Raw genomic sequence first — 14,631 nt, 5'->3', positions numbered from 1 at the left:
CGCCCCGCCCGTCCCGGACCCTAGCGGTAGGGGGGTGCGCAGCGGAATGGTGATCAGCCTGTGAGAGCGCGCGCCGCGCTTGGCATATGCCGCGGATGGGGAGGTACTCGCCCCCGCGTGCTCCACGCGGGGGCCTTCGGCCCATGAGAAAGGTCACGCGGCGGCCGGTCAGGCACCGGGGGCCGCCGGGGTGGTCCGGGCCACGCCTCCGGTGCCGCCGGGGTGGTCCGGCCCACGCCCCCGGCGCCGCCGGGGTGGTCCGGCCCACGCCCCCGGAGCCGCCGGGGTGGTCCGGGTCACGCCTCCGGTGCCGCCGGGGTGGTCCGGCTCACGCCGGGCGGACGACGCCGAGGATCTCCATCGAGCCCGCGCCCGCGAGGGTCACGTTCCGCCCGGGGCGCGGCGCGTGCACGATCGTCCCGTTCCCGACGTACATCCCGATGTGGCTCGCGTCCTTGAAGTAGACGATCAGGTCGCCCGGCCGCATGTCCTTGACGTCCACGTGCGGGAGCAGCCGCCACTGCTCCTGGGAGGTGCGCGGGATCCCCCGGCCGGCCGCGCCCCAGGCGCTCTGGGTCAGCCCGGAGCAGTCGTACGAGCCCGGTCCCTCCGCGCCCCAGACGTACGGCTTGCCGATCTGGGCCGTGGCGAACGCGACCGCCTTCTTCCCGTCGGCCGTCGCGCCCTCCTTCGGGCCGTCGAGGACGCCGGTGCCGAGCCAGGTCGTCTGGGCCCGGAGCTGGGCCTGCTCCTCCAGGCGCCGCAGCCGCTCGCGCTCCTCGGCGGCGAGCTCGGACTCCATCTTCTTCGCCGCGTCGATCCGGGCGTTGATCTCCTTCTTCGCCTTGGCCTGCTTGACGCGGTTGGCCTCCAGCTTGGTCCAGTTGGTGCCCGCGTCCTTGGCGTACGTGTCCAACTCGGCCTGCGCGCGGGTCATCTCGCCCAGCAGGTCGGTGGTCGCCTTGGCCCCCGCCTTGAGGCGTCCGGCGTTGTCGAGGAAGAGCTGCGGGTCGTTCGTGAGGACGAGCTGCGCGCCCTCCGGGAGCCCGCCGTTGCGGTACTGGGCGCGGGCCTGGGCGCCGGCCCTGGCCTTGAGGTCGTCGATCTTCTCGCGGCCGTCCACGATCATCCGGGCGAGCCGGACGATCTCGGCGGACTGCTCCTCGGTCTTCTCCTCCGCGAGGTTGTACGCGTCGGTGGCGACGGCCGCCTTCCGGTACAGGTCGTCGATCTCCGCGCGCACCTCCTCCAGGCTCTTCTTCGGCGGGGGAGGCGGGAGCGGCGAGGCCGAGGCCTGGAGGGTCAGTGCGGGGGAGGCCAGCACGGTCAAGGCGCAGATCACGGTGATCGCGGCGGTGGCGTGGCGGCGTCGGTTCACAAGCTCCCCCTTGAGCGACCCACATCTGATTTACCGTCAGTAACTTGATGCTGACCTGGCGATAGTGCCATGCGAAACCGCAAAGCGACAGGGGTGGCCGGGGTCTGTCGGCCTGATCCCCCCTCGGGTGACGAGTGAGACGTGCGGGACGTTCCCCGCGTACGGGAAATTCAGCAGGAGTTGGGGACGGAGCCGCCCGCGCGGGGCGGGGGAGGGCGGGGGCCGGACCGGCCGACGCACCGTCACCCGGGCCTCCAAAGGCCCGCCCTCACCCGGCAGTCACCCCCGAGGCGCCGGAGCCCGGCAGTCACCCCCGCGGCGCCAGCGCCTCCCACCGCACCGTCACCTCGCCCTGCCGCCACCGCCGCGGGCCGTCCGTCAGCGGCCAGTCCGCCGCCAGCTCGCGGACGGAGCGGATCCACCGCTGCCGGGCGCCGAGCGAGGCGTACGGGGCGGCCGCCGCCCACGCCCGGTCGAAGTCCCGCAGGAAGGCGTGCACCGGCTCGCCCGGCACGTTCCGGTGGATCAGCGCCTTCGGGAGCCGCTCCGCGAGGTCCGAGGGCCGGTCGAGCGAGCCCAGCCGGGTCGCGAAGGTCACCGTGCGGGGCCCGGCCGCGTCGAGCGCCACCCACACGTGCCGGCGCCCGATCTCGTCGCAGGTCCCCTCCACCAGCAGCCCGCCGGGCGCCAGCCGCCCGCACAGCCGCGCCCAGACGGCGGCGACCTGGTCCTCGTCGTACTGGCGCAGCACGTTCGCCGCCCGGATCAGCGCGACCCGGCCCGGGACCGGCACCTCGAAGCCGCCGTGCACGAAGGAGAGCCCGTCGCCCTCGTACGGCTTCGCGGCCTCGACCCGGGCCGGTTCGATCTCGATGCCGTACAGCCGGGTGCGGGGATCGGCCGTGCGCAGCCGGGCCAGGAGCTCCACGGCGGTCCAGGGGGCGGCCCCGTATCCGAGGTCGACCGCGAGCGGCGGCTCGGGGGAGCGGCGGAGGGCGGGGCCGTGGACGGCGGCGATCCAGCGGTCCATGCGGCGCAGCCGGTTCGGGTTGGTGGTCCCGCGGGTCGGGGTGCCGACGGGGCGGGTGGTGCGCGGGGCCATGCGACGAGCGTAAGGGGTACGGGGGAGCCCCCCGCCCGGGCCCGTTCGCGCCCCCGTCCGGGCCCTGCCCCGCCCGCGGCCCCTGACCGCACCCCCCGCCCGGCCCCCCACCCGGCGCCTGCCCGCCCCCCGCCCGGCAACGAATTGGCAAAGCACGCACCCGCCGGAAATGAAAGGGGTGATTCCGGCGTTGTCGCCGCTGGAGGACGTTCCGCGCCCTCCACCTGTCATGCCCGCCAGCTCAGCCCCCCGAGCGGAAGGACCGCCGACGTGAGCCAGTACGTGTCCCGGTTCGCCGGTACCCGGCACCGGCACCCGGCCCCCGCCAGGCTCCGGCTCCCCGGCCGGCACCGCACTCCCCGGCGCGTGGCCATGCTCAGCGTCCACACCTCGCCGCTGCACCAGCCCGGCACCGGTGACGCGGGCGGCATGAACGTCTACATCGTCGAGCTGGCGAAGCGGCTCGCCGCCATCGACATCGAGGTGGAGGTCTTCACCCGGGCCACCACCGGCGGCCTCCCGCCGGTCGTCGAGCTGGTCCCGGGCGTCCTCGTCCGGCACGTGGACGCCGGTCCGTACGAGGGCCTCGCCAAGGAGGAGCTGCCCGCGCAGCTCTGCGCCTTCACCCACGGCGTGATGCAGGCGTGGGCGGGCCACCGCCCCGGCCACTACGACCTGGTGCACTCCCACTACTGGCTCTCCGGCCACGTCGGCTGGCTCGCCGCCGAACGCTGGGGCGTCCCGCTCGTGCACGCCATGCACACCATGGCGAAGGTCAAGAACGCGGCGCTCGCCGAGGGCGACACGCCCGAGCCCGCGGCCCGGGTCATCGGCGAGACCCAGATCGTCTCCGCCGCCGACCGCCTGATCGCCAACACGGCCGAGGAGGCCGACGAGCTCGCCCGCTTCTACGAGGCGGACCCCGGCAAGATCGCGGTCGTGCACCCGGGCGTCAACCTCGACCACTTCCGCCCGGGGGACGGCAGGGCCGCCGCCCGCGCCCGCCTCGGCCTCCCGCAGGACGCCTTCATCCCCGTCTTCGCGGGCCGGATACAACCGCTGAAGGCCCCGGACATCCTGCTGCGCGCCGCCGCCCGGCTCCTGGAGCAGGACCCCTCGCTGCGCACCCGCATGGTCGTCCCGGTGGTGGGCGGGCCGAGCGGCAGCGGTCTGGCGAAGCCGGAGGAGTTGCAGAAGCTGGCGGCCCGGCTCGGCATCGCCGACATCGTGCGCTTCCACCCGCCGGTGGGCCAGGAGCGCCTCGCGGACTGGTTCCGCGCGGCGAGCGTGCTCGTCATGCCCTCGTACAGCGAGTCCTTCGGCCTGGTCGCCATAGAGGCGCAGGCGGCCGGCACCCCGGTCGTCGCGGCGGCGGTCGGCGGGCTGCCGGTGGCCGTGCGGGACGAGGTGACCGGTCTCCTCGTCCAGGGCCACGACCCGGCGGACTACGCCCGCGCCCTCGGCCGGTTCGTGGCGGACCCGTCGCTGTCGGCCCGGATGGGCGAGGCGGCGGCGCTGCACGCCGGTTCCTTCGGCTGGGACACGGCGGCCTCGGGCACGGCGGACGTGTACACGGCGGCGATGCACGACCACCGGCTGCGGGAGCCACGTCGTCGCGTACGCTCGCACCATGGCTGAGGACGTTCGGCGGATCATCGAGGAGACGTTCGACGACGCCGAGCTGGACTGGGAGTCCCCGGAGCCCGGCTCGTACGTCGTCAAGCTCCCGGGCACGCGCAAGCTGTTCACCACCCTGTCGCTGCGGGTGGGCCGCCACTCCCTCTCCCTCAACGCCTTCGTCATCCGGCACCCCGACGAGAACGAGGCGGGCGTCCACCGCTGGCTGCTCGAACGGAACCTGAAGCTGTACGGGGTCGGTTACGCGGTCGACGGCCTCGGCGACGTCTACCTCGCCGGCAAGCTGCCGCTGGCCGCCGTCACGCCGGAGGAGCTGGACCGGCTGCTCGGCTCGGTCCTGGAGGCCGCGGACGGCGACTTCAACACGCTCCTGGAGCTGGGCTTCGCGTCGGCGATCCGGCGGGAGTACGAGTGGCGGGTCTCGCGCGGCGAGTCGACGCGCAACCTCGACGCGTTCAGGAACCTGACGCAGAAGCCGACCCGGCAGCGGGAGCGGGAGTCGGAGCCGACGCCTGAGCAGGAGTCGGCGCCGCGATCGGAGGGGAAGCCGGCGCAGACGCGGGCGCCCCGATCGGACCGGAAGCAGGCGCGCTGACGGCGCCGTCCCGGTAGCGCCCCGGCGTCGTGCCGAACTCGCGGCGGAAGGCGTGGGACAGGGCGTACGGCGAGGCGTAGCCGACGCGCCGGGCGACCGTCGCCAGCGGCGCCCCGGTGTCGCGGAGCAGCGCGGCGGCGCGGGTCAGCCGCCACCAGGTGAGGTAGGCCATCGGCGGGCGGCCCACCAGGGCGGTGAACCGGCGGGCCAGGGTGGGGCGGGAGACGCCCGCCTCGGCCGCGAGCCGGGCGATGCTCCACGGCGCGGCCGGATCGGAGTGCAGCGCGCGCAGCGCGGCGGCCGTCACCGGGTCGCCCAGGGCCGTCGGCCACGTCCCGGCCGTGCCCCCGGCCGTCCAGGCGCGGATCATGTAGACGAGGAGCAGGTCGAGCAGGCCGGGGAGGGCCAGCGAGGAACCGGGGCGCCGTTCGTCCAGCTCGCCCTCCAGGAGCCCGATGGCGGCCCGCAGTTCGGGAGGGGCGCCCTCGTGGGCCGGCAGGTGGACGAGCGCCGGGAGCTCCGCGAGCAGGGGGTGCGCGTGGCGGCGGTCGAGACGGTACTTGCCGCACAGCAGGCTGACTTCCGTCCCGGGCGGGCCGGCCGGGCGCGCCGAGCGGCCTCCGTCGGCCCAGCGGCCGAAGGGCATCGCCCCCGCCAGGGTCTCCGCGTCGGCGGGCGCGTCGGCGATGACGTGCCCGGTGCCGTGCGGGAGCAGCACCGCGTCGCCCGGGCCGAGCGCGACCGGGTCGCCGTCGTCGGGGAGCACCCAGCAGCTGCCGTCGAGGACGACGTGGAAGCCGGCCCCTTCGTACGGGTCGAGCCGCACGCACCAGCGTCCGGCGACCCGCACCCGGTCGGAGGACGGCCGCCCGACGCGTACGGCCGCGATCGCGTCGCTCACCACGTCCATGCCGGGGAGCGTACCCCCGCAGTGAGCCTCTCGCGCATGCGGAGGAGCGGATCGGGCATTGAGCGGCTCACCGGCCCCGCCCTACTGTCGGTCGCATGACGTACGAGAGCGCGCAGAGCATCGTCCTGGGGGACGTCGAGGTCCTCCGGGTCGTCGAGTGGCAGGGGCCGTTCGGGCCCGCCCGCACGCTGGTCCCGGACGCCGGGGCCGAGGTGTGGAAGGACAACGAGGAGTGGCTGGCGCCGGACCACTGGGATCCGGACGGCGACAGCGCGGTGATGGCGCTGCAGACCTGGGTGCTGCGCAGCGGCGGGCGGACCGTGCTGGTCGACACCGGGGTGGGCGACGGGCGGGAGCGGCCCGGGATGCCGCTGTTCCACCGGCGCCGGGACGGTCTCCTCGGGCGTCTGGAGCGGGCGGGCGTCCGGCCCGAGGACGTCGACGTCGTCGTGAACACGCATCTGCACGCCGACCACGTCGGCTGGAACACGTACGACGCCGACGGGTCGGGGGAGTGGGCGCCGGCCTTCCCGAACGCCCGGTACCTCCTGCCGGCCGCCGACGACTTCCACTTCGGCCCGGCGAACGGGTACGGCGGGGGCCTGCGGGAGGACGACCGGCTGATCTACGAGGACAGCGTGGCGCCCGTGCACCGCGCGGGACTCGTGACGCTCTGGGACGGCGAGCACCGCATCGACGAGAACCTCGTCCTGGAGTCCGCGCCCGGCCACACGCCGGGCTCCGCCGTGCTGCGGCTCGCCTCCGGGGGCGACCGGGCGGTCTTCGTGGGCGACCTGCTGCACAGTCCCCTCCAGATCCTCGACCCGGGGCGCGCGAGCTGCTTCTGCCTGGACGCGGCGGGCGCGGCGGCCAGCCGCCGGCGGATCCTCGAACGGGCCGCCGACACGCGGGAACTGGTCGTCCCCGCGCACTTCGGCGGGGCGGGCGCGGCCGAGGTGCGCAGGGACGGGACGGGGTTCGAGGTGGCCGCGTGGGCGGCCTACGGGACGGGGTGAGTCAGGCGCCGACGGCGTCCTTGGCGGCGGTGGCGCCGGAGGCCGGTTCGACGGGCGCGACGGTCGCCGCGGGCTCGGCCGCCGCGACGGTCACGCCGGGTTCGACGGCGGCGACGGCGTCGGCGGTGGTGACGGGCTCGGCGGCGCCGGTGACCGCGGCCTCGTCCGTCAGCGCCTTCCGCAGCCGCGTGAAGTACCCGACCGCGGCGACGACGCCGATCGCGGCCGTCGCCGCCCACAGCACGTCGGGCCCCGGACCGTCGACGATCGCGCCCGCGCCGATCGGGGCGACGAAACCGGCGACGGCCCAGGACATGCCCATCACGCCCTGGTAGCGGCCCCGGGCGTGCTCGGGGGCGAGGCGCGCGGTGGCGGCGGCGTTCGTCGGGACGTGGATCATCTCGCCGACCGTCCAGACGACGACGGTCGCGGCGAAGGCGACGGAGGACCCGGCGAGGGCGGTGGCACCGGTGCCGAGGGCGAAGAGGAGCGCGGAGAGGGACAGCAGGAGGACCGGGGAGCGCTGGTCGGTCAGCTTGTTGACGAGCAGCTGGAAGCCGACGATCACGATGCCGTTGACGGCGATGACGACGCCGTACGAGGAGGGGGACAGGCCCTGGTCCGCCATGGTGAGCGGCAGGCCGATCCACGGGGCCGTGAAGACGAGGCAGACGAGGAGGTTGAGGAGGACGAGGGTGCGGAAGGGCGCGTCGCGCAGCACGGTGAGCATGCTGACCTTCGCCTCGGCGACCGGGGCGCCCTGCTGGTCGACGGCGGCCTCGGGGCGGGTCTCGGGGAGCCGGAGGAAGACGATGACGGCGCAGAGGGTGGTCGCGACGGCGTCGACGACGAAGAGGGTGCGGTAGCCGAGGAAGGCCGCCGCGCCGCCGCCGATGGAGGCGATGGCGAAGCCGAGGTTGAGGGCCCAGTAGTTGAGGGCGTACGCCCGGCGCACGTCGTGGGCGGGGACCATGTCGGCGATGGTCGCGTTGATGGAGGGGCGGACGGCCTGCATGGCGACGCCCATGAGGAGGACGACGGTGGCGATGGCCCAGGCGCTGGTGACGACGGCGAGGGCGGCGGCGCAGGCGGCGGCCGCGAGGTGCATGGTGACCATGGTGGGGCGGCGGCCCCAGCGGTCGGTGAGCGCGCCGCCGAGCGGGGAGCCCGCGACGCCGCCGAGGCCGTGGAGGGCGACGACGAGTCCGGCGAACCAGGCCGAGTGCCCGAGCTCCACGGTCAGATAGAGGGAGAGGAAGGTCAGGACGAAGGCGCCCGTCCGGTTCACCAGGGTGGACAGCCACAGCCACCAGAATCCCGGGGGGAGCCCGGAGACCGTCTCGCGAGCCGATCTTCTGAGCGCGTCGATGGACATGTGAGGCCGCCCCCTGCTGTACGTAAGCCCTGCTTCCGGCTTCCGTAACTTACGCATCTCATACGTCGGACGCCAGCGAATTGACGACGCGCGTCAATCGTCGGCGGTCTATTAGGCTCGGACGCATGGCCGACGCACCGTACAAGCTGATCCTCCTCCGCCACGGCGAGAGCGAGTGGAACGAGAAGAACCTGTTCACCGGATGGGTGGACGTGAACCTCACCGCCAAGGGCGAGAAGGAGGCGACGCGCGGCGGCGAGCTGCTCAAGGACGCCGGCCTGCTGCCCGACGTGCTGCACACCTCGCTCCAGAAGCGCGCCATCCGCACGGCGCAGCTCGCGCTCGAGTCCGCGGACCGCCACTGGATCCCGGTCAACCGCTCGTGGCGCCTCAACGAGCGTCACTACGGCGCCCTCCAGGGCAAGGACAAGGCCCAGACGCTCGCCGAGTTCGGCGAGGAGCAGTTCATGCTGTGGCGCCGCTCGTACGACACCCCGCCGCCGGCCCTGTCGGACGACAGCGAGTACGCGCAGGCCCACGACGCCCGCTACCAGACGATCCCGCCGGAGCTGCGCCCGCAGACCGAGTGCCTCAAGGACGTCGTCGAGCGGATGCTCCCGTACTGGTACGACAACATCGTCCCGGACCTCCTGGCCGGCCGCACGGTCCTGGTCGCCGCCCACGGCAACAGCCTGCGCGCGCTGGTGAAGCACCTGGACGGCATCTCGGACGAGGACATCGCGGGCCTGAACATCCCGACGGGCATCCCGCTCTCGTACGAACTGGACGAGAACTTCAAGCCCCTCAACCCGGGCGGCACGTACCTCGACCCGGAGGCCGCGGCGTCGGCCATCGAGGCGGTCAAGAACCAGGGCAAGAAGTAGCCCTCACCCACGAAAGAGCCCCCGCCCCGCGGTTTCTCCGCGGGGCGGGGGCTTCTTCGCGCGCGGGGGCCGTCAGGGGGGGAAGCGGCACCGGCCGCGGCGGGCGCGGGCTTCGACAGGTCGTGGAGGCTCCAGCCCAGCCGCTCCATGACCTCGGATACCCTCGGCCCACGCCGGGGTTCGGGCTGTGTGGAACGGAGGCCGGCTGTGTCGGTGCGTGAGAACCTCGCCAGGCTCTTCCGGCGGACGGCCGAAGACTCCGACGGCGAGCTGTTCGCCGTGGAACGGCCTTGCGTGTGCTCGCCGGAGTGGCCCGGCCTGGAGTCGACGGCGAACGGGCACCCGCTTCCGGCCCAGCCCTCCCTTCACTACAGCGTGCTGACGAACCCGGAGGTCGGTCCGTTCGTCGCGCGGTGCACCGGCTGCCGGGCGCGCTATCCGCACCCGTGGGTCGTGCCGCAGGGCGCACCGATGCCCTTCGACTGGGCTCGCGAATGAGAGGGAGCGGCGTCGCGCGGCTGCCTCAGGGTCCTCAGTTCTCGCAGGCCCGCGTGCGGAAGTCCGTCAGCGTCGTCGTCCGGACCTCGTCGCCGTCCGTGTAGGCGACCTGGTCCGGGCGCAGCCTCTTCAGGTCCGCGAGGGTGAAGGAGTGGGCGTCCGTCGACCAGGAGTTGTCCCGGGTCGTGCCGTACACCCGGTAGAGCCGGTCCGGTTCCAGGGCGTGCGGGGCCGCGTCCCGGGTCAGGCCGCCGCCCCCGGCCGGCGCCGTCAGAGGCCAGGTCGTGTACGCGGTCACCGGCTCCTCCGCGGTCCACGAGTCCGTCCACTCCGGCTCCCCCGCGTCCTCCGTGTCCCGCTCCGCCGGGTCGTCGGGGTGGAGCACCGCCGTGTCGATCCGGTCGTGGCAGACCAGCAGCACCCCCAGCGGCTCCCCCCGCGCGGACACGGTGACGCCCGTGACGCCCGCGACCGGGACGGTGCATCCGGTGAGGGCGAGCAGACAGACGGCGGTCGGGAGCGCGCGGCGCGGCCAGGTGATCATGAGCCTCATCGTCGTACGGTCCGACAATCCCGCACGGTGATCCCGTCGAATCGTTACCGTCCTGCCCATGAGCACGTCACTCCGCCTGGAGCAGATCACCCCCGCCAACGTCGACGCCGCCCTCGCCCTGCGCGTCCACCCCCATCAGGAGCGGAACGTCGCCCCCGTCGTGCGCTCCCTCGCGCAGGCGTACGCCTTCGGGGACCACGCCTGGCCCCGGCTGATCTTCGACGGCGACGAGCTCGTCGGGTTCCTCATGGCCTTCCTCGACCTCCCCTGGAACGAGGAGAAGGACCCCGCCGACCGCCGCAGCGGCCTCTGGCGCCTCAACGTCTCCGCCGACGCCCAGGGCAAGGGCTACGGACGCTTCGCCGTCGAGGCCGTGCGTGAGGAACTGCGCCGGCGCGGCGAGCAGCGCTTCCACGTGACCTGGGAGCCCGGCGAGGACGGCCCCGGCGCCTTCTACGACAAGCTCGGCTTCCGCCCGACCGGCGAGCTCAGCGGCGGTCAGACCGTCGCCGTGCTCGACGTCTGACAGCGGTACGGGGCGGGGGCGCGGCTGTCGCCCCCGCCCGCTCACCGGTCAGCCGGAGCAGCCCCCGCACTGGCACGGCGCGCCCGACTGGCAGCCGCAGCCGCAGCCCGAGCCGCAGCCGCAGGCGCCGAGCACGGGCAGGAACACCGCCTCGCGCGGCTCCTCCGCCCCGGATTCGGTCGTCATGGGGGATTCGGCCATGGGGGTCCCTCCCTTTCGAGGCGAGCTTCGCCTCCCCCCATTGCATGCCCACTCGGACCGGCGCATCAACGGCGCATCGGCGCCCGTGCGCCTACGCGCCCTCCACCGGCGCGTCCGCGGCCTGGAGCTCGTCCGCGTGCTCGCCCGTCACCAGGTACACGACGCGCTTCGCCACCGACACCGCGTGGTCCGCGAACCGCTCGTAGTACCGGCCGAGCAGCGTCACGTCCACGGCCGTCTCGATGCCGTGCCTCCACCGGTCGTCCATCAGGTGCTGGAAGAGCGTCCGGTGCAGCAGGTCCATCTCGTCGTCGTCCTGCTCCAGCTGGAGCGCCAGGTCGACGTCCTTCGTGATGATGACCTCCGCCGCCTTCGCCATCAGGCGCTGCGCCAGCTGACCCATCTCCAGGATCGTCGCGTGCAGGTCCCTCGGCACCGCCGTGTCCGGGAACCGCAGCCGCGCCAGCTTCGCCACGTGCTGCGCCAGGTCGCCGGAGCGCTCCAGGTCGGCGCTCATCCGCAGCGAGGTCACCACGATCCGCAGGTCCGTCGCCACCGGCTGCTGACGGGCGAGCAGCGCTATCGCCCGCGCCTCCAGGTCGTGCTGGAGGTCGTCGACCTTCTGGTCCGCCGCGATCACGCTCTCCGCGAGCTTGAGATCCGCGTCGAGCATGGCCGTCGTGGCGCGCCCGATCGCCGACCCGACGAGCCGGGCCATCTCGACCAGGCTCTCGCCGATCGAGTCCAGTTCCTCGTGGTACGCGTCCCGCATGGTGTCCCTCTCTCCGCAAAGCTCCGGGGGTCCGGGTGGGGCATCGGACCCCCACGCTCCCACGTTCGGCCCCCTGTGCGTCCGGTTCCACCCCCTGATGTGAACCGGCACTTTCCCCCAGGTGAACTCTGGGCGACACGCGCCACCTCGGCCGCCGGGGCAAATGAACCAACCCCGTCTCCACGGTGAACTCTGGGCGACGACTGTTCGAGGAGCCACTCGGACGGCTGGGAGAGTGTCGTCGACGCCGCATAACCTTGGAGCCATGGACGTGAACGCGGCGGTCGCCGCATTGGCAGCGATCGCCGGAGTGTGCACCGGCGTGATCGCCATGCTGGCGTTCCGCTGGAGCGAACGCGACCAGGCGCGACCCACCCGTACCTCACTGCACACCGACGCCGTGCTCCCGCCCGGCGTCGACACCGTGCTGTCCGTGCTGCGCTCCTCCGCGGTCGTTCTCGACGAGAGCGACTCCGTGGTGAAGGCCAGCTCGGCGGCGTACGCCCTCGGCCTGGTCCGCGGCGGCAAACTGGCCGTCGAACCCATGCTCAACATGGCCCGCGACACCCGGCGCGACGGGGAGATACGGCAGGTCGAACTGGACCTGGCCCGGCGCGGCACAGGACGCGGCGAGGCCCTCGCGGTCTCCGCCCGGGTCGCCCCGCTGGGCTCACGGCTCGTACTGCTCCTGGTCGAGGACCTCACCGAGGCCCGTCGCATCGAAGCGGTACGGCGCGACTTCGTCGCGAACGTGAGCCATGAGCTCAAGACACCCGTGGGCGCGCTCTCGCTGCTCTCCGAGGCCGTCATGGACGCCTCGGACGACCCCGAGGCGGTCACCCGCTTCGCCGGCCGGATGCAGATCGAGGCGACCCGCCTGACCAACCTCGTACAGGAGCTCATCGACCTCTCCCGCGTCCAGAACGACGACCCGCTGGAGGACTCCGAGCCGGTGTCCGTGGACGAGCTCGTCGCCGAGGCGATCGACCGCTCCCGCCAGCCCGCCTCCACCAAGCAGATCACCATGGTCTCCGGCGGCGCCGCCGACCTCCACGTCTGGGGCAGCAGGGGCCAGCTCGCCGCGGCCCTCGGCAATCTCGTCGAGAACGCCGTCAACTACTCCCCGGCCCGCACCCGGGTGGGCATCGCCGCCCGCCACATCGCCGCGCCCGGCGGGGACCTGATCGAGATAGCCGTGACCGACCAGGGCATCGGCATCTCGGAGAAGGACCGCGAGCGGATCTTCGAGCGCTTCTACCGGGTCGACCCGGCCCGCTCCCGTGCCACCGGCGGTACGGGTCTCGGCCTGGCCATCGTCAAGCACGTGGCCGCCTCCCACGGTGGCGAGGTCACCGTCTGGAGCACCGAGGGCCAGGGCTCCACCTTCACCCTGCGGCTGCCCGAGGCGGGCGCCGTACGGGACCGCCGGCCCGCCTCCTCCCCCACCCCAGATCTCATGACCGAACCGCTTCCCGCCCCGGAGGTCCTTCCGTGACCCGAGTGCTCGTCGTCGAGGATGAGGAATCCTTCAGCGACGCCCTGTCGTACATGCTCCGCAAGGAGGGCTTCGAGGTCGCCGTCGCGGCGACCGGGCCCGACGGCCTCGACGAGTTCGAGCGCAACGGAGCCGACCTCGTCCTCCTCGACCTGATGCTTCCGGGTCTGCCCGGTACCGAGGTGTGCCGCCAGCTGCGCGGCCGCTCGAACGTCCCGGTGATCATGGTGACCGCCAAGGACAGCGAGATCGACAAGGTCGTCGGCCTGGAGATAGGAGCCGACGACTACGTGACCAAGCCCTTCTCCTCGCGTGAGCTGGTCGCCCGCATCCGCGCGGTGCTCCGGCGCCGCGGGGAGCCGGAGGAGGTCACCCCGGCGGCCCTGGAGGCCGGCCCGGTCCGCATGGACGTCGACCGCCACGTGGTGACGGTCTCGGGCGGCAAGGTCGACCTGCCGCTGAAGGAGTTCGACCTCCTGGAGATGCTGCTGCGCAACGCGGGCCGCGTGCTGACCCGTATGCAGCTCATCGACCGGGTCTGGGGCGCGGACTACGTCGGCGACACCAAGACCCTCGACGTCCACGTCAAGCGCCTCCGCGCCAAGATCGAGCCGGACCCGGGCGCGCCGCGCTACCTGGTGACGGTCCGCGGCCTGGGCTACAAGTTCGAGCCGTAGGCCGTACCGACCCCACAACCCCGAAGGGGCGGCCCCTCCCAGCTGGGAGGGGCCGCCCCTTCGGCGTGGTGCTCGTGGAGCGCGCGGCGGGCGTCAGTGGCCGGCCGGCGTCGTCTCGCCCGCGGCCGGGGTCTCCGCGCCGTGCTCGGCGCCGTGCTCGGCGTCGCCCGACGGGGACGCGGTGGCGCTCGGAGTGGTGCCCGGGGCGGCCGGCGGGGCCGGGACGACGGTCGGGCCGTACTCCTTGAAGTAGCTCTTCGCCGGGACGACGAAGGCGCTCAGGGCGACCTCGCCGGTCCGGCTGAGCTGGAAGACGACCTTCTGGGCGTCGCCGTCACGGGCGGACGCGGCGCCGTTCTCGATCACGGCGGACGCGTTGCCCGCGCCGCCGATGACGACCGAGCCGTGGGCGGGGACGACGACCGGACCGGAGCCGCCGGCCGCCTGGAGCTTCACGACGGAGGCGGTGCCGGGCAGGCGGATCGCGTCGAGGGTCTGCGGCAGGCCGCCGTTGTTGAAGACGGTGGCCGAGACGGCGGCCGGACCCTTGACGCCGGGCTCGGGCTGCGTGATGACCAGCGCGTTCTGGATCTTGACGTCATCCACGGTGACGGCGGCGTTGTCCGGCCGGATCTCGAGCGTCTGCGCGTCGTTGCCGGCGCCACAGGCGGAGAGGGCGGCGACGGAGAACACGATGGCGGTGGCGGCGAGGGCGCCGCGTCGAAGGCTGCGGCTCACGGCGGCGGCATCTCCTAGGACGTACGGACGGGCGTGGGAACTAAGGGACAGCTAAAGGTGTGTCAGCGCGCTTAGGTTACCGAGCCTCACTCCGCGTCCCGCACCCGACCCGCCCCTAACCGGTCACGGCCGTCCCCGGGTGGGCCCACGGGGCGCCCGGCGGCGGCCCTCCGGTCGACGGAGACGCGCCGGTTCATGTGGCTGGATCACGACCCATTGACCTGTTGTTCACATAACCGCCTTGATCAATTCGGAGGTGCCGCCGCATTCCGC

At 73.5% G+C, this 14,631-nt stretch carries 15 protein-coding genes and 1 pseudogene; 8 read left to right on the top strand and 8 right to left on the bottom strand.

Features of this window, described 5'->3' with window-relative positions:
• Nucleotides 1–328: 328 nt before the first annotated feature.
• Both ACFYXU_RS06355 and ACFYXU_RS06350 read right to left on the bottom strand, forming a co-directional pair.
• Nucleotides 329–1,378: a C40 family peptidase gene (locus tag ACFYXU_RS06355; protein WP_361392748.1), complete on the bottom strand. Its 1,050-nt coding sequence runs from the start codon at nucleotides 1,376–1,378 to the stop codon at nucleotides 329–331.
• Nucleotides 1,379–1,685: 307 nt separating this feature from the next.
• Nucleotides 1,686–2,480: a class I SAM-dependent methyltransferase gene (locus tag ACFYXU_RS06350; protein WP_376509702.1), complete on the bottom strand. Its 795-nt coding sequence runs from the start codon at nucleotides 2,478–2,480 to the stop codon at nucleotides 1,686–1,688.
• A gap of 270 nt (nucleotides 2,481–2,750) precedes the next feature.
• Here ACFYXU_RS06350 and mshA point away from each other — a divergent pair, with 270 nt between their 5' ends.
• Both mshA and ACFYXU_RS06340 read left to right on the top strand, forming a co-directional pair.
• A complete protein-coding gene (gene mshA, locus ACFYXU_RS06345; protein ID WP_389456682.1) occupies nucleotides 2,751–4,118 on the top strand; it encodes a D-inositol-3-phosphate glycosyltransferase in 1,368 nt (455 codons plus the stop codon).
• A pseudogene (locus ACFYXU_RS06340) lies at nucleotides 4,111–4,596 on the top strand (YbjN domain-containing protein); the annotation flags it as partial. The gene mshA and the pseudogene ACFYXU_RS06340, both read left to right, overlap by 8 nt.
• Here ACFYXU_RS06340 and ACFYXU_RS06335 read toward each other — a convergent pair.
• Entirely contained in the window at nucleotides 4,574–5,623 is a 1,050-nt protein-coding gene (locus tag ACFYXU_RS06335) for an AraC family transcriptional regulator (RefSeq protein ID WP_389456680.1), read from the bottom strand. The pseudogene ACFYXU_RS06340 and the gene ACFYXU_RS06335 sit on opposite strands and share 23 nt — an antisense overlap.
• A 95-nt stretch (nucleotides 5,624–5,718) precedes the next feature.
• Between ACFYXU_RS06335 and ACFYXU_RS06330 the strand changes: the two genes are divergently transcribed.
• Complete coding sequence (locus tag ACFYXU_RS06330) at nucleotides 5,719–6,639, top strand: MBL fold metallo-hydrolase (protein WP_376509696.1); 921 nt, start codon at nucleotides 5,719–5,721, stop codon at nucleotides 6,637–6,639.
• 1 nt (nucleotide 6,640) lies between these two features.
• On the opposite strand, the gene ACFYXU_RS06325 is transcribed toward ACFYXU_RS06330, so the two are convergent.
• Nucleotides 6,641–8,014, bottom strand: a complete 1,374-nt coding sequence (locus ACFYXU_RS06325) for an MDR family MFS transporter (RefSeq protein WP_389456677.1) — start codon at nucleotides 8,012–8,014, stop codon at nucleotides 6,641–6,643.
• A gap of 125 nt (nucleotides 8,015–8,139) precedes the next feature.
• Between ACFYXU_RS06325 and ACFYXU_RS06320 the strand changes: the two genes are divergently transcribed.
• A complete protein-coding gene (locus tag ACFYXU_RS06320; protein WP_329849847.1) occupies nucleotides 8,140–8,898 on the top strand; it encodes a phosphoglyceromutase in 759 nt (252 codons plus the stop codon).
• A gap of 207 nt (nucleotides 8,899–9,105) precedes the next feature.
• On the top strand, nucleotides 9,106–9,396 hold the full coding sequence (locus ACFYXU_RS06315) for a hypothetical protein (protein ID WP_376509692.1): 291 nt from the start codon (nucleotides 9,106–9,108) through the stop codon (nucleotides 9,394–9,396).
• Between the two features lie 34 nt (nucleotides 9,397–9,430).
• On the opposite strand, the gene ACFYXU_RS06310 is transcribed toward ACFYXU_RS06315, so the two are convergent.
• A complete protein-coding gene (locus ACFYXU_RS06310) occupies nucleotides 9,431–9,949 on the bottom strand; it encodes a hypothetical protein (RefSeq protein ID WP_389456674.1) in 519 nt (172 codons plus the stop codon).
• Between the two features lie 58 nt (nucleotides 9,950–10,007).
• On the opposite strand from ACFYXU_RS06310, the gene ACFYXU_RS06305 reads away from it, so the two are divergent.
• Nucleotides 10,008–10,475 carry a GNAT family N-acetyltransferase gene (locus ACFYXU_RS06305; RefSeq protein ID WP_389407606.1) on the top strand — a complete coding sequence of 156 codons (468 nt, stop codon included), beginning with the start codon at nucleotides 10,008–10,010 and terminating at the stop codon, nucleotides 10,473–10,475.
• A gap of 48 nt (nucleotides 10,476–10,523) precedes the next feature.
• On the opposite strand, the gene ACFYXU_RS06300 is transcribed toward ACFYXU_RS06305, so the two are convergent.
• Together ACFYXU_RS06300 and phoU are read right to left on the bottom strand one after the other, a co-directional pair.
• Complete coding sequence (locus ACFYXU_RS06300) at nucleotides 10,524–10,676, bottom strand: hypothetical protein (protein WP_361392768.1); 153 nt, start codon at nucleotides 10,674–10,676, stop codon at nucleotides 10,524–10,526.
• 91 nt (nucleotides 10,677–10,767) lie between these two features.
• The gene (phoU, locus tag ACFYXU_RS06295) at nucleotides 10,768–11,448 is read right to left on the bottom strand and encodes a phosphate signaling complex protein PhoU (protein WP_024756335.1); all 681 of its coding nucleotides are present in this window, start codon (nucleotides 11,446–11,448) and stop codon (nucleotides 10,768–10,770) included.
• 265 nt (nucleotides 11,449–11,713) lie between these two features.
• Between phoU and ACFYXU_RS06290 the strand changes: the two genes are divergently transcribed.
• Together ACFYXU_RS06290 and ACFYXU_RS06285 are read left to right on the top strand one after the other, a co-directional pair.
• Entirely contained in the window at nucleotides 11,714–12,943 is a 1,230-nt protein-coding gene (locus ACFYXU_RS06290; RefSeq protein WP_376509686.1) for a sensor histidine kinase, read from the top strand.
• Nucleotides 12,940–13,620, top strand: coding sequence for a response regulator transcription factor (locus ACFYXU_RS06285; RefSeq protein ID WP_017242433.1), 681 nt, complete (start codon nucleotides 12,940–12,942; stop codon nucleotides 13,618–13,620). The genes ACFYXU_RS06290 and ACFYXU_RS06285 overlap by 4 nt, the downstream gene beginning before the upstream one ends.
• Before the next feature lie 93 nt (nucleotides 13,621–13,713).
• On the opposite strand, the gene ACFYXU_RS06280 is transcribed toward ACFYXU_RS06285, so the two are convergent.
• A complete protein-coding gene (locus ACFYXU_RS06280; protein WP_384574758.1) occupies nucleotides 13,714–14,358 on the bottom strand; it encodes a DUF461 domain-containing protein in 645 nt (214 codons plus the stop codon).
• Nucleotides 14,359–14,631: the final 273 nt, after the last annotated feature.

The sequence above is a fragment of the Streptomyces sp. NPDC002232 genome (assembly GCF_042890295.1).
In the GTDB taxonomy this organism is placed as follows: Bacteria; Actinomycetota; Actinomycetes; order Streptomycetales; family Streptomycetaceae; genus Streptomyces.
The sequence above is the reverse complement of the archived record's forward strand: the minus strand, read 5'-3'. Positions and strand labels throughout refer to the sequence as shown.